Raw genomic sequence first — 15,780 nt, 5'->3', positions numbered from 1 at the left:
CCCCCTTACATTTGCATTTGTGGCATACTTTCAGAAGAGAATGTAATGGATTCAAGTACTCTTAAAAGAGCCTCTCCTGTATCAATAGATGTTAAGCAGACAACGCCGTTTTCGACTGCTTCACGACGAATACGGAAGCCATCACGTGCAGGCTGTTTGCCTCTTGTTAACGTATTGATGACAAACTGTGCTTGTCCTTCACGGATAACATCTAACAGATTTGGCTTTTCTTCTGCTATTTTGTTCACAACTGTAACAGGAATGTTAGCTTCCTGAATAAACTTTGCTGTACCTGCAGTTGCTAAAATGTCAAATCCGATTTGGTGGAATCGTTCAACCAGGCTTAAAGCTTCATCCTTATCTTTATCAGCCACTGTAAATAGAACTGATCCGTGTGTTGGAATGCTCATTCCTGATGCGATTAAGCCTTTAAAAAGTGCTTTTTCAAGTGTTGTGTCACGGCCCATTACTTCCCCAGTTGACTTCATTTCAGGTCCTAATGTAATGTCTACACGACGAAGTTTTGCAAACGAGAATACTGGCACCTTTACAGACACTTCTTTTGCTTCGGGTTGGTACCCTGTTTCATAGCCAAGCTCCGGCAAAGTTTGTCCTAGCATCACTTTTGTTGCAAGGTTTGCCATCGGTACACCTGTAATTTTGCTTAAGAATGGTACCGTACGACTCGAGCGAGGATTTACCTCAAGCACATATACTTCATCTTTATGCCAAACGAATTGAATGTTCAGAAGTCCAACAATATTTAATCCTCTTGCAATCGCAATTGTACGATCAATTAATTTTTGTTTTAAATCCTCAGGTACCGTTTGCGGTGGATACACAGCAATCGAGTCACCAGAGTGAACACCAGCACGTTCAATGTGCTCCATGATTCCAGGAATGAAGACATTCTCACCATCTGAAATTGCATCAACTTCCAATTCTTTTCCTGTTAAATAACGGTCAACCAGTACAGGATGCTTAGGATTAACACTTACTGCTGTTTTCATATAATTTAGAAGTTCTTCTTCTTTATAGACAATTTCCATTGCTCGTCCACCTAAAACATATGAAGGACGAACAAGTACCGGGTAACCAATTTCTTTCGCGATTTCAACCGCACCTTCAACAGATGTCGCTGTACGCCCAAGTGGTTGTGGGATATCAAGTGATAAAAGAGTTTGCTCAAATTTATCACGATCTTCAGCGCGGTCCATACTTTCTAATGATGTACCGATAATCGGAACCCCCCTAGCTTCAAGCTCTGCTGCTAGGTTAATCGCTGTTTGTCCACCGAATTGAACAATAACACCTTCTGGTTTCTCTTGTTCATACACATGCATCACATCTTCAACCGTTAATGGCTCAAAATAAAGCTTGTCAGAGGTGCTGAAATCTGTTGAAACAGTCTCTGGATTATTGTTGATAATAATGCTTCAAGGCCAGCTTCTTTAATAGCCCAAACCGTATGAACCGTTGCATAGTCAAACTCAATTCCTTGTCCAATTCGGATTGGACCTGATCCTAGTACTAAGATACTCTTTTTCTCAGTTTGAATCGCTTCATTTTCATCTTCATACGTGCCGTAGAAATATGGCGTTTCAGACTCAAATTCCGCCGCACATGTATCAACCATTTTGTAAACAGGACGAATGTTTTGTTCCATGCGAAGTGTGTAAATATCTCTTTCTTCTTTGTTCCAAAGTCTTGCAATGGCAATATCAGAAAATCCTCTTTCTTTCGCCTTTTGCAATAATGAAACATCTTCTGGTGAATCTTGAAGTTCATTCTCAAGGGCAACAATTCTAGCTAATTTTTGCATAAAGAAACGATCAATTTTCGTTAATTCACATAGTGATTGAACAGAGTGTCCTCTTCTTAGCAGTTCAGCTAAGACAAATAAACGTTCATCATCCGTCTTATCCAGTCGTTTTACTAATACTTCTGTATCCGTATTAGCAATTTTTTGATCATAAATATGGTCATAACCAGCTTCTAATGAGCGGACAGCTTTTAAAAGAGATTCTTCTAAGTTACGACCAATCGCCATAACTTCTCCAGTCGCTTTCATTTGCGTACCTAGTGTACGATTTGCCGCCTCAAATTTATCAAACGGCCAACGTGGAATTTTAGAAACGACATAATCAAGTGCAGGTTCAAAACTTGCATATGTTTTCCCTGTAATAGGGTTCATCAATTCATCAAGGCTGTAACCGACAGCAATTTTCGCTGCCATCTTGGCAATCGGATAACCTGTTGCTTTTGAAGCAAGTGCAGATGAACGGCTTACACGTGGGTTTACTTCAATAATATAATATTGATCGCTGTATGGGTCATGTGCAAACTGAACGTTACATCCGCCTTCAATTCCTAAAGCACGAATGATCTTTAATGATGAATTCCGTAAACGTTGATAGTCTCGATCACTTAACGTTTGACTTGGTGCTACAACGATGGAGTCACCCGTGTGAACACCAACGGGATCGATGTTTTCCATGTTACAAACAACAATGGCTTGGTCCTTCGCATCGCGCATCACTTCATACTCTACTTCCTTAAAACCTGCAATGCTTTTTTCAATTAAACACTGAGTAACAGGGCTATATTTCAATCCACTTGTTACGATTTCACGCAGTTCTTCTTCGTTATGAACAATCCCGCCTCCTGTTCCTCCAAGAGTATAAGCAGGACGTACGATGATCGGATATCCGACTTCTTCTACGAATTTATATGCTTCTTCAAGCGTGTGAACGATATCGCTTTCTGGTACCGGTTCATTTAACTCATTCATTAATGTACGGAACAAATCGCGGTCTTCTGCACGTTTGATGGCGTCAAGGTCTGTCCCTAATAGTTCAATGTTATATTGTTTTAAGATTCCTGATTCGTCTAACTCCATAGCCATATTAAGACCTGTTTGTCCACCAAGAGTGGCCACAATTCCATCTGGACGTTCTTTTCGAATGATTCTCGATACGAAGTCTAATGTAATTGGTTCTATATATACGCGATCAGCCATCGTTGTATCAGTCATAATCGTTGCAGGGTTTGAGTTAATTAAAATCACTTCGTACCCTTCTTCTTTAAGCGCCTGACATGCTTGTGTTCCTGCATAATCAAATTCTGCAGCTTGTCCAATTACGATAGGACCTGATCCAATTACTAAAATTTTGTTTACATCATTACGTTTGCCCATTTTTTACTCTCCCCTCAACCTATGCAAGTACAGTTGTTTTCTTTTTAGTTTCCATCAATGTTACGAATTGATTAAACAAATGATTCGCATCATGTGGACCTGGTGATGCTTCTGGGTGATACTGTACACTAAATGCTGCGTGCTCTAGATGTCTTACTCCTTCAACCGTTCCATCATTGACCGCAACATGAGTTAATTCTAGGTTTGTTCCTTCTAGAGATTCAAGGTCCACTGTGTAACCATGATTCTGTGCGGTAATATCAATTTTCCCTGTTGAAAGTTCACGAACAGGATGGTTTGAACCTCGGTGGCCAAAGCGTAATTTGCTTGTCGTTGCACCGCATGCTAGAGCAAGTAATTGGTGTCCTAAACAAATGCCAAAGATTGGAACTTTACCTAGGATTTCTTTAATCATGTCAATCGCACCTGGTACATCAACCGGATCTCCAGGGCCATTACTTAACATCACGCCATCTGGACGCAAACGTAAAATTTCTTCTGCACTTGTGTTATAAGGAACTACAACAACGTCACATTGTCTAGCAATTAGTTCACGTAAAATACCATGCTTCATTCCAAAATCAACAAGCACCACTTTGTTTCCTCTTCCCGGTGCATGGTAAGGTGATTTTGTCGAAACACGATGAACTTGATCTCGTACGAATGTGGTCTCCTTTAATTCATTGATCACTTCTTCTATGTTAACGTCAAGAGAACAAATGCGTCCACGAAGGGTCCCGTGCTCTCTAATTAAACGAGTTAATTTGCGTGTGTCAATACCGAATAGGCCAGGAATGTCTTTTGCTTTTAAAAGAGTATCGAGTGATTCTTCTTCACGCCAATGGCTAGGCTCGGCTTCATACTCTTTGACAATAAAGCCATTAATAGCAGGTGTAACAGATTCAAAATCATCGCGATTGATTCCATAATTTCCAATTAAAGGGTACGTCATTGTTACAATTTGTCCGCAATACGAAGGATCAGACAAAATTTCCTGATAACCCGTCATCCCCGTATTGAAAACTACTTCACCGCTCATTACTTTATCTGCTCCAAACCCTTCTCCTACAAAAATACTGCCATCTTCTAAAATTAATTGACGCTTCATGCTGTCACCATACCTTTCTCAAATACAAGCTTTCCATTCACAAATGTATATTCAGGCCACCCTGCGCAAGTCCATCCTTGGAATGGCGTATTTTTTCCTTTTGAAAGAAATGCCTCTTTATTAATTGCTCGTTCCTCTTCAAGGTCAATGACGGTTAGATCCGCAATCGCACCTTCTTTTAACGTTCCTGATTGTAAATTAAATGTAGATGCTGGTTTTATGGTTAACCAGTCAACAAGCTGCTTTAATGTTGCTTTTTCTGTTTTCACTAGATGTGTATATAACAATGGAAATGCTGTTTCTAAGCCAACAATCCCAAATGGAGCTCGCTCCATGCCTTGAGCTTTTTCCTCTTCTGTATGTGGAGCATGATCTGTTGCAATAAAATCAAGAGTTCCATCTAATAAGCCTTCCCAAAGTGCCTCTTGATCTTCTTTCGCACGAAGTGGTGGGTTCATTTTATAGTTTGTATCTAATCCAGGAATATCATCTTCACAAAGCAATAAATGATGAGGTGATACTTCAGCTGTTACATGAATCCCTGCTTTTTTTGCGTCACGAATAACGCGAACAGATTCTTTCGTGCTAACATGGCAAACATGATAATGACAGCCAGTAGCTTCAGCTAACAGTACATCTCGTGCAATGTGAACAGATTCGCACACAGACGGAATTCCAGGAATATTATGAGCGGAAGAGAATTTCCCTTCATGTACAGCTCCACCATGAATTAACGTATTTTCTTCACAATGTGCCACAATGGCCATATTTACTTCTTTCGCCTTCTTCATTGCTTGTAGCATCATGTCAGCAGACTGAATTCCGACTCCATCATCTGTAAAAGCAAACGCCCCCGCTGCCTTTAATGCTTCAAAATCGGTTAATTCTTTTCCAAGTTGCCTTGTTGTAATGGATGCATATGGTAAGACACGGACATGCCCAGTTGATTCAATTCTTTCTTGTAACCAATTCATTTGTTCTTTTGTATCAGGAACAGGTCTAGTGTTTGGCATAGCCGCAATCGTTGTAAATCCACCTGCAGCTGCTGATTGCGTACCTGTTTCAATTGTTTCTTTCTTTTCTCCACCAGGCTCACGTAAATGAACATGAACATCCACAAGACCAGGAGTAATTAACTTCCCATCAACGTTTATAACTTCCATGTTGTCCGTAGTCGGTTTTGAAAATTGAATGATCCCGTCTACCATGTATACATCCTTTGCCTCTAACGTTCCATTCTCTGCTAAAATCATGCCACCTTCAAGTTTAATTACCATATATATCTCCCCCTTAGTATTGTTCAAGTGCACGTTTCACAACCGCTTTTCTTACAGCAACCCCATTGCTCATTTGCTTAAAAATTCTTGATCGTTCACATTCAACTAACTCACTTGCTAACTCTACATCTCTGTTTACAGGTGCTGGATGTAAGATAATGGCTTTGTCTTTCATTGTCGTTTCTCTTTCCATTGTTAAACCAAACTTCTGATGATACGATTCTTTCGTAAAAGACATCTTACCATCGTGACGTTCATGCTGAATGCGTAAAAGCATCACAACATCAGCTTTGGGCAATTCGTTATCTAAATCTACATATTCGTAAGACTGTTCATAACCAGCCATCCAATCTTTCGGACCTGCAATTTTCACCTTTGCTCCTAAGCGTGTTAATACTTCAGCATTGGAACGAGCCACACGACTATGCCTTAGATCTCCTACAATAACAATGTTTAGCCCCGAAAAGGATTTGAATTCTTGCTGTATTGTTAATAAATCTAATAAAGATTGTGTCGGGTGATGACCGCTTCCGTCTCCTCCATTAATAATAGGGATTGACAATTTTTCACGAATATGGTGGTAATAATCATTTTCTGGATGTCTGATGACAAGAGCATTGGCACCTATTGCTTCGAACGTTTTTACTGTATCAAGAAGAGTTTCTCCTTTTTGAACACTTGAGCTTTCCTCTGAGAAAGAAAGAACATGAAGTCCTAAAGACTTTTCTGCTACTTCAAAACTGTAACGTGTTCTCGTGCTTGGTTCAAAAAAGAGATTGGCAATAAAAAGCTCCTTTTTCACTTTCCACTCTTTCCCATCGGCAAAACGTGCTGCTTCTTCAAGAATAGTAGCAATTTCAACTGTTGACATAGCCTCTAGTGTAAGTAATTCCCCTTTAATTGCTTTTTGTTCGGTCATTGTCACCATTCAAACCAGCCTCCTTTTGTAGTATGTAGTGTGATCTTGTCATAAAAAAATACCCTTTGAGATAGACTCAAAGGGTATAACGAGGTAGAGGAAGATGTACGTCTCCCACCGCATTACCCTTTGAAGTCTCTCTGTACTTCGTTTAAAGGGACCTATTCTTTTTACTCGCTTTCAAACATCTGCTTCTTCCCATAGCTTACTTCTTTTTCAGGTAAAACAATATGCAGAATAATTCCAATAATGGTCGCTAAAGCCATGCCTGCTATTTCAATATTGTCACGAACTTGGATAAAAGCTCCGCCAATTCCAATTACCAAAATAACTGATGAGATAATTAAGTTTCGTTTTAACCCAATGTTAATTTCATTGTCAATTAACATTCTAAGTCCTGAAGAGGCAATTACCCCAAATAATAGGATTGAAACTCCTCCCATTACTGCAGTTGGAATGGTTGATATTAGAGCGGCAAATTTTCCTACAAAGGAAAAGAGTACAGCTAACACCGCGGCTCCTGCGATAACAAAAACGCTAAACACTCGCGTAATCGCTAGAACTCCTATGTTTTCTCCATAGGTAGTGTTTGGAGGTCCTCCAACGAAAGAGGCAATCATCGTTGCTATCCCATCCCCTAAAATCGATCGATGCAAACCAGGTTTTTTCACAAAATCTTTTCCTACTACTTTGCTTAACACCATTTGGTCACCAATATGTTCCGCAATCGTTACGACCGCAACAGGTACCATAATGAAAGCTATTTCCCAAGAGAATGATGGAATATACGAAACAAATGGAACAAGTACATCCGGTGCTGCAAGCCAGTTCGCGTCACGTACAGGTTGCCAATCAACAAGCCCCAAAAATAATGCTGTAATATACCCTCCCACAATTCCGAACATAATCGGTACTAAACTAAAGAATCCTTTAAAGAACATGGATGCAACAACTGTAATTGCTAATGTAATTAAGGCAACAACAAAGTGTGTTGTTGAATATTCTCCTGATACCGGATTATTCATTGCCATATCAATCGCAACACTTGCAAGCCCTAACCCGATTACCATAATAACGGGCCCTACCACGATTGGTGGAAGAAAGCGCATAATGGACTGGACTCCGTAGGCTTTAATAATAAGAGCAATCAATCCATAAACCAAACCAGCTAGAAAACTTCCGATCATTGCGCCCTCTGGTCCATTTAAAGATGTTGCTGCAATAATGGGTGCAATGAAGGCAAAAGATGAGCCTAAGTAGGCTGGAATTTGCCCTTTTGTAACAAGTAAATAAGCTAAGGTTCCTAACCCACTTGATAGCAAGGCTACTGCCGGACTTAGTCCAACTAGGTAAGGAACAAGAATCGTTGCACCAAACATTGCAAATAAGTGTTGCAAGCTTAATACGATCCATTTGTCCAATCTTGGCATTTCTCTGATGCCGACTTCTTTTGTGTTTGATGCCATCTGATAATTCCTCCTAAATCTAAACAAAAACCTCTTTGTTCTTTAACAAAGAGGTTCAATGCTTTCTTTTCACTTAAGAAAGCTCGATCTCTTTCTAGACTCACTGGACTACGTTAAAGAGGTTTTTGTATTTGTTCAATTGTTACTTCATCAGTACGATCAACTTCACTGAAGTTCGCAACAATTTGTTCACTTTTTGACGTTGGTACATTTTTTCCAACATAATCTGGTCTAATTGGTAATTCGCGATGACCTCGATCAATTAAGACGGCCAACTGAATTTGTTCAGGACGTCCAACATCAATCAATGCGTCAAGTGCTGCTCGGACAGTTCTTCCTGTGTATAAAACATCATCCACTAAAATCACTTTACGATTGCTAACAGCCACTGGTATATCAGTGCCTTGTAAGATTGGTTCCTCAGTTGGTGTTTTCACTGTTAAGTCATCACGGTAAAGTGTAATGTCAATCTCACCAACAGGTATCTTTTGACCTTCAATTTGTTCAATTCGCTCTGCTAATCGCTTCGCAAGGTAAATACCACGAGTTTTAATTCCAACAAGTATACAGTTTTCAATACCTTTATTGTGTTCAATTATTTCATGAGCAATACGAGTTGTTGCTCGTCGAATTGCTTGTTCATCTAATATCACTCTCGACACATCTACTCACCTCCATTATTTCCCAGAAAACGAAAAACTCCCATGTCCATTTTGGGCATGAGAGGATAAAGTACGTACGTCAAGCATAAACAAATAAGTTTATGTCTCGATTACATTCCGCTTCCTTCCAAGCCTCACAGGACTAAGTTAAAGGACTATTAAATTCTTTACTTAGTATGACGTAGAAAGAACTACCTGTCAACTAAGTTTTTATACACTACGTAATTGTTGTAATAACAACTCCATATCTTCTGGCAATGATGCTTCAAACAACATGTCCTCTCCTGTTTTAGGATGAACAAATCCAAGAACTGCTGCATGTAGAGCTTGACCATTTATATCCAATGTTTTCTTTTTCGGACCATATTTCGGGTCTCCAGCTAAAGGATATCCAATGTATTTCATATGAACACGAATTTGATGAGTGCGTCCCGTCTCTAGCTCACACTGAACGTATGTGTATTTAGAAAATGTTTCCAACACTGTAAAATGAGTAACTGCATCTCTGCTATTTTCCTCTGTCACAGTCATACTTTGGCGATCCTTTTTATCACGGCCAATTGGAGCATCTATCGTCCCATGTTCATGCGGAATGATGCCATGAACAATTGCTTTATAAAGGCGTCTAGTTGTTTTTGCCTTTAGTTGATTAACTAGTGATTCGTGCGCATGATCGTTTTTAGCAACCATGATTAATCCAGAAGTGTCTTTGTCAATGCGGTGGACAATACCAGGTCTAATAACACCATTAATACCAGATAAGTCTTTGCAATGATGCATCAATGCATTTACTAACGTCCCTGAATAGTGACCTGGTGCCGGATGGACCACCATTCCTCTTGGCTTGTTGATTACAATAACATCCTCGTCTTCATACACTACATCTAAAGGAATATCTTCTGCTGTAATTTCCAATTCTTCGGCTTCAGGAATTGTAAGAGAAATTACATCTCCCTCATTTACTTTATAATTACTTTTTATCTTCACATCATTTACTTTTACATGTTCGTCTTTAATCCACAATTGCACTTGGGTCCTTGACCAACCTTCATCCATTGCAGTTAAAAATTTATCAATGCGATCAGATGCATGTTCACTCGTAACTGTCCACTCATAGTGTTCCATTTATTTAGTCTCCTTCTTCTGTCTTCGCTCATCTTGTACCATTTTAATAAATAACAGTCCTACTCCTACACAAAGAGCTGCATCAGCTACATTAAAAATAGCAAAATTATAGCCGAAAATATATGTATCAACAAAGTCAACCACTTCACCGCGGAAAATTCGATCGATAAAATTACCCACCGCTCCCCCAAGAATTAAGGCGAGGGAAACTCCAAATAACGCACTTTTCTTCGCTTCCTTTTGCATATAATACACAATTGCCACAATCACAATCACAGTCACAATATAAAAGAACCACATTTGCCCTTGTAATATTCCGAAAGCCGCTCCTTTGTTACGATGTGATGTAAAATAAAGAACCTGTTCAAGAATGGTTATTCTTTCTCCTATTGCCATTTGTGTATCCACAACCCATTTAGTGAGTTGGTCAACCAATACAACAACAATGGCTATTACATAATATTTTAAAATCATTTGTATTCCCCCATTCTACCCTCTTTCCATACGATAAGCATTATAGCACAAAAAGGAGGGGGATGACCCCCTACTTTCCGTTCAAGTATTGGTCGTAATGAACATTCCTTTGAAAAGTGACATCTTCATCGCCAGTATACCCATCAATCCCAGTTGATAGAAAGCCCTCAATCTGCTCTACATACCCTACAAGTTCACCATTTTCATCAAGAGAAGAATCCTCAAACACCATAGGCAATTCATTAAATTCAGCTACAGATTGATATGAATCCTCCGCATCAAATTGAGTCTCCGAATCATCATTGTCAAAATCGAATCGACTAAAGCCTTCTAATACATCTTCTTCAGCTGGCCTATCATCCGTTATGCGATTGTTTACAGCTTCGACTACTGTTCTTGCAGCCGGGCTTGCTTCTAGCCGTTCGTAAGGTATTTGTTTCCCTGTTACTTCACAAACACCAAACGTTCCGGTTTGAAATTTATTTAAGGCATGTTCAATTTCTTCATGCTCTCTTTCCAATTGCTCTAATAACGCAAAATCTTTTTCTCGTTCGTATAAGTCTGTTCCAGCATCAGCAGGATGATTATCATAAAGAGAAAGCTCTTGAGATAATTGAAAGGTTCTCGTTTGTTCTTCAGTAAAATGCTGTTGTATTCGCTCTTCCACTTGTTGTTTTCGGTTTAATAACTGCTCTTTTATCTTTGTATAATCAGCCATTTACATCTCCCCCATTACTATCACGTTTTGTAACGCTCAATCTTATTGTGACCAACAGATGGAGATATAGCCAACACAACTTTTGTCAAACTCGAAAAAAGGCGTGCCTTATTCAAACCTTGGCACGCCAGTACTATTCTAAATATTAATTAACGTAGTGACCTTTAACTGTATCTGCACAAGATGAACAAAGTCCTTTGTGCTCTTCATCTGCTCCTACCGTTTGTGAAACAACCCAACAACGTTCGCACGTTTCTCCATCAGCTTGTTCTACAACAATAGCCAGTTCGTCAAACGAAACCGCATCACTTGGTGCATCATTTACTTCTCCAGCGAGTGTTACACCAGATACAATAAATAATTTTTCTAGATCAGCTGTATTTTGTAAAATGTTTCTTACATCTCCACTTGAATAAAGCGTGATCGCAGCGGTTAGAGATTTCCCAATTTTTTTCTCATTTCTAGCTTGCTCAAGTGCTTTTAGAACATCGTCTCTAATGTTCATAAACTGATTCCACTTTGCTTTTAGTTCTTCAACATCGCCATATGATTTCACTGTTGGCATGTCTGTTAATTGAACACTTGCTTCCGTAACATCAGGAATATGCTCCCATACTTCATCTGCAGTATGACTAATGATTGGAGAAACAAGCTTTGTTAAACTCACTAATACTTCATACATAACTGTTTGAATCGCTCGACGTGCTGGATGATCCGCATGTTCAATATATAAAGTGTCTTTTGCTAAATCCATATAGAATGAACTTAATTCAATTGTACAGAAGTTATGAATCGTATGATAAACCGTTGAGAACTGATATTGATCATAAGCTTGTGTCACTTTTTCAATGACTTCATTCAATCGAACAAGCATAAATAAATCTACACCAGAAAGGTTATTAACATAATCTTTAGCCGGATCAAAATCGTGTAAATTTCCTAATAAGAAGCGGAATGTATTTCTAATTTTCCGGTAAGATTCTGATACTTGTTTTAATATTTTATCTGATACACGTACATCTGCTTGGTAATCAACAGAAGCTACCCACAAACGAAGAATATCTGCTCCAAGCTGCTTCATGACATCATTTGGAATAACCACATTCCCAATGGATTTACTCATTTTCCGTCCTTCCCCATCAAGGCAAATCCATGACTTAGGACACCTTTATACGGTGCTTTGCCTGTAACAGCCACACTTGTTGAAAGAGAGGAATTAAACCATCCACGGTACTGATCGGAACCTTCCAAATATAAATCCGCTGGACGTTGCAAGTCATTACGCTCTTCTAAAACAGCTTGATGGGAAGAACCCGAATCAAACCAAACGTCCATGATGTCCATTTCACGAGTGAACGTACCATTTGGACTGTGTTCAGATGTAAACCCTTCAGGTAATAACTGATTGGTTTCCCACTCAAACCAAACGTTTGAGCCATGTTCACGGAATAAGTTTGATACATGTTCAATTGTTTCATCCGTAATGATCGGCTCTCCGTCTTCACCGTAAAACACTGGAATTGGTACTCCCCATGCACGTTGACGTGAAATACACCAATCGCCACGGTCACGAACCATGTTGAATAAACGAGTTTCTCCCCATTTCGGCATCCATTCTACTTCTTCAATGGCCTTTAATAAGTCTTCTCTAAAATTGGCAATTGAGGCGAACCATTGTGCTGTCGCACGATAGATAACTGGTTTTTTCGTACGCCAGTCATGTGCATATGAATGTGTAATAAATGATAATTTAATTAAAGCACCGATCTCGTCTAGTTTTTCTGTAATAGGTTTATTTGCTGCGTCATAAAACAGCCCTTCAAATCCAGGTGCTTCCTCAGTCATATTTCCTTTATCGTCAACTGGACATAACACATCTAAACCATATTTCTGTCCAACAATAAAGTCCTCTTCCCCGTGTCCTGGAGCGGTATGTACACAGCCTGTCCCCGCATCCAATGTTACGTGCTCTCCGCACATTACTAATGAATCACGATCATAAAATGGATGCTCGGCTTTTACATATTCAAGTTCTTTCCCTTTTAAGGTCTTCACAACCTCCGCATTTTCCCATTCAAATTCTTTTTCCAACGATTCGAGAAGGCCAGCAGCAACAATATACTTTTTACCATTCACTGCTACGACATTGTAATCTAACTCTGGATGCACAGAAATACCGAGGTTTGCTGGAATTGTCCATGGTGTTGTTGTCCAAATAATCATTTGCTCATCGCCGTCTAAAACGCCATTACCATCTTTAATTTTAAATGCTACATAAATCGAAGGAGAACGCTTATCTTGGTATTCAATCTCTGCTTCTGCTAAAGCTGATTCCGATGATGGTGACCAATAAACAGGCTTCTTCCCTTTGTAAATATGACCATTTTTTGCCATTTCACCAAATACTTTAATTTGCTGAGCTTCATAGGCTTTATCTAGAGTCACATAAGGATTCCACCAATCTCCACGAACACCTAAGCGCATAAATTGTTCTCTTTGACGATCAATTTGCTTTCTTGCATATTCTTCACAAAGTTTACGGAATTCAGCTACGCTCATTGATTTACGATTGACTTTTCCACTCTTTGTCAATGCGGTTTCAATTGGCAAACCGTGCGTATCCCATCCTGGTACATATGGAGCGTGATAACCGCTCATTGATTTAAAACGAACAATAATATCTTTTAAAATCTTATTTAAAGCGTGCCCCATGTGAATATCACCATTGGCATACGGCGGTCCATCATGTAAAACAAATAACGGTCGGCCTTCTGTACGTTCTTGTACCTTTTTGTAAATGTCCATTTCATTCCATTTGTTTTGTCTTTCTGGTTCTCGATTTGGTAAATTTCCGCGCATTGGAAATTCTGTTTTCGGCATCAATAATGTGTCTTTATACTCCATTGATTCAATCCTCCTGTATCTTTTAAAAAATGTTAGACAAACACAAAAAACCTCTCATCCCAAAAGGGACGAGAAGCTAACCCGTGGTACCACCCTAATGAAAAGTTTATCACTTTCCACTTGATATTCGTAACGGGAATCACTCGTTGCATCCTACTTTTTTCATTTCAGTGCAAAACTCAAGGGTGATTTTCCAATGTGAACGTCTTCAGGCTCTCACCATCCCTGAATCGCTTCGCACGTTTACGACATTGTACTCGTCCCTTTCAACGTTTTTCAACATGTAATTAATGATTATCATTATATGCTAGCCGTATAAGAAGTGCAAGCGTATGAGTGAAAAAGATTACGAACGTTCTTCTAACACTTCTTCTTCTTCCGTTACTTCATCCCAATCATCAGATTGAAGCATTTCAAGCTGTGCTTCAATTAACATCTTAAATCTCATTTTATAGACAGATGCTTGTTTTTTTAATTCTTCCATGTCCATCATAACTTTTCTTGACTTGGAAAGTGCATCGTTAATAATACGATCCGCATTCTTTTCTGCTTCTTTCACAATAAGTTGAGCTTCTTTTTGAGCGTTTCGTCTTACTTCTTCCGCAGCTTCTTGAGCCACTAGAATGGATTTGTTTAACGTTTCTTCAATGTTTTTAAAGTGTTCGAGTTTTTCATCAAGATCTGTCACTCGATCAAACAAGTCTTTTTTTTCACGAAGAACTGCTTCATAGTCTTTTATGACTTGATCCAAGAACTCATTCACTTCATCTTCATCGTATCCGCGAAACCCTCTAGTAAATTCTTTGTTATGGATATCCAAAGGGGTTAAAGGCATGTCAGCCACCTCCATGTTGTAAAATACCTAAAATAAAAGGCTGTTTTGTTGTTTAAGTGTTTTTCTCAGTGTTCGTTCCATTGCGCCCCAGCCCCTCGCTTTCCGCGGGGAGGCGTCGAGCCTCCTCGCTACGCCTGTGGGGTCTCAAACCCTACCTCTTTTTCCCGCAGGAGTCGAGTGGCTTCTGCTCCATTTCACTAAGAGAAATAACATTTAATCAGGTAACAACCAAATAAAAAATAGCTTAGTTCATCTTATCATAGATCATTCGACACGGTTCTGAGTATTCCTGCAAAATGATGCAAAAAATTCTTTATTGTTTTCTCCCGAAGCGTAGCCGATACTTTTCTTTCTTTGTCATGCCTTCAATGGCCTGTATTCTTGCCCGTCCAAAGCCTCTTACGGATATGTAGTCACCGACTTCTAATACATAATCTGGACGATCGATTGTTTTCCAATTTACCTTTACGAGTCCCTTTTCAATGTACGGCGCTACTTTCGCTCTTGAAAGCTTGTACATTTGTGCCAAAATGGTATCTAATCGCATAGAAGAAGCTGTAGTTGTTTCTTCAGTCCAAGAATCTTTAGGTATAATGTGCTCAGATATTGGAATTCGATTCAATTTAACAGGTGCTTTGCCAACAGATTGTAGATTCATTTCTACGTAGTCTGCTATTTCTTGGTTGACAATCATTTGTGCTGTGCCATTGTCATCCAGCAAAAGATCACCAAATTTTTCTCGTTTAAGTCCCATATTCATGACGGCACCTAGAAGATCTCTATGTTGTATCGTGACAAACTTACTAGGGTATTGAATTAAAAATAGTGTTAGTTGAAAATCTTCCAGATTCGTTTCTAAATATGGAGGCGTCAAACGTAAGCGACATCTTTCTGCATAAGGAGAGCCTCCCGAATAGGAGAGGCTCACTTCATCATCATTTCCAATTATCGTACGTGCAATTTCTTGTTGTCTCGGGTCGAGAAAATCGGTCAAGCGAACGAGATGCTTAATTTTCACGTCTTCCCGCCACTGTAGCACTTGATCTACAAATGTACGCTCTTCCTCTCGAAAGTGCTGATAAATACTAATGGTCGT

The 15,780-nt window shown here is 39.3% G+C and carries 10 protein-coding genes, 2 pseudogenes and 1 other annotated feature; all 12 genes and pseudogenes read right to left on the bottom strand.

Translation table 11 applies throughout. The annotated features are described in order from the left end of the window. Positions 1 to 5: 5 nt before the first annotated feature. Positions 6 to 3,196: pseudogene (carB, locus tag JCM9140_RS00405) on the bottom strand (carbamoyl-phosphate synthase large subunit). A gap of 19 nt (positions 3,197 to 3,215) precedes the next feature. Then, a complete protein-coding gene (locus JCM9140_RS00400; protein ID WP_034740800.1) occupies positions 3,216 to 4,304 on the bottom strand; it encodes a carbamoyl phosphate synthase small subunit in 1,089 nt (362 codons plus the stop codon). Continuing rightward, positions 4,301 to 5,581 carry a dihydroorotase gene (gene pyrC, locus JCM9140_RS00395; RefSeq protein WP_034740797.1) on the bottom strand — a complete coding sequence of 427 codons (1,281 nt, stop codon included), beginning with the start codon at positions 5,579 to 5,581 and terminating at the stop codon, positions 4,301 to 4,303. The genes JCM9140_RS00400 and pyrC overlap by 4 nt, the downstream gene beginning before the upstream one ends. A gap of 13 nt (positions 5,582 to 5,594) precedes the next feature. Further along, positions 5,595 to 6,509 (bottom strand): aspartate carbamoyltransferase catalytic subunit, encoded by a 915-nt coding sequence (locus JCM9140_RS00390; protein WP_052001974.1) that lies wholly within the window; start codon positions 6,507 to 6,509, stop codon positions 5,595 to 5,597. 161 nt (positions 6,510 to 6,670) lie between these two features. Beyond that, positions 6,671 to 7,966: a solute carrier family 23 protein gene (locus JCM9140_RS00385; protein ID WP_034740794.1), complete on the bottom strand. Its 1,296-nt coding sequence runs from the start codon at positions 7,964 to 7,966 to the stop codon at positions 6,671 to 6,673. A 113-nt stretch (positions 7,967 to 8,079) separates the two neighbouring features. Then, positions 8,080 to 8,628, bottom strand: a complete 549-nt coding sequence (pyrR, locus tag JCM9140_RS00380) for a bifunctional pyr operon transcriptional regulator/uracil phosphoribosyltransferase PyrR (protein WP_034740791.1) — start codon at positions 8,626 to 8,628, stop codon at positions 8,080 to 8,082. Positions 8,629 to 8,838: 210 nt separating this feature from the next. Then, the gene (locus tag JCM9140_RS00375; protein WP_034740788.1) at positions 8,839 to 9,753 is read right to left on the bottom strand and encodes an RluA family pseudouridine synthase; all 915 of its coding nucleotides are present in this window, start codon (positions 9,751 to 9,753) and stop codon (positions 8,839 to 8,841) included. After that, on the bottom strand, positions 9,754 to 10,227 hold the full coding sequence (gene lspA / locus JCM9140_RS00370; RefSeq protein WP_034740785.1) for a signal peptidase II: 474 nt from the start codon (positions 10,225 to 10,227) through the stop codon (positions 9,754 to 9,756). 70 nt (positions 10,228 to 10,297) lie between these two features. Beyond that, positions 10,298 to 10,945: a TraR/DksA C4-type zinc finger protein gene (locus JCM9140_RS00365; protein ID WP_052001973.1), complete on the bottom strand. Its 648-nt coding sequence runs from the start codon at positions 10,943 to 10,945 to the stop codon at positions 10,298 to 10,300. 145 nt (positions 10,946 to 11,090) lie between these two features. After that, positions 11,091 to 13,849, bottom strand: a pseudogene (ileS, locus tag JCM9140_RS00360) (isoleucine--tRNA ligase). Between the two features lie 61 nt (positions 13,850 to 13,910). Then, positions 13,911 to 14,128, bottom strand: a binding site (T-box leader). A gap of 67 nt (positions 14,129 to 14,195) precedes the next feature. Beyond that, positions 14,196 to 14,684, bottom strand: a complete 489-nt coding sequence (locus tag JCM9140_RS00355; RefSeq protein ID WP_034740782.1) for a DivIVA domain-containing protein — start codon at positions 14,682 to 14,684, stop codon at positions 14,196 to 14,198. Positions 14,685 to 14,997: 313 nt separating this feature from the next. After that, positions 14,998 to 15,774 carry a YlmH family RNA-binding protein gene (locus JCM9140_RS00350; protein WP_034740779.1) on the bottom strand — a complete coding sequence of 259 codons (777 nt, stop codon included), beginning with the start codon at positions 15,772 to 15,774 and terminating at the stop codon, positions 14,998 to 15,000. Between the last annotated feature and the right edge of the window lie 6 nt (positions 15,775 to 15,780).

The sequence above is a fragment of the Halalkalibacter wakoensis JCM 9140 genome (assembly GCF_000513095.1).
In the GTDB taxonomy this organism is placed as follows: Bacteria; Bacillota; Bacilli; order Bacillales; family Bacillaceae_D; genus Halalkalibacter; species Halalkalibacter wakoensis.
The sequence above is the reverse complement of the archived record's forward strand: the minus strand, read 5'-3'. Positions and strand labels throughout refer to the sequence as shown.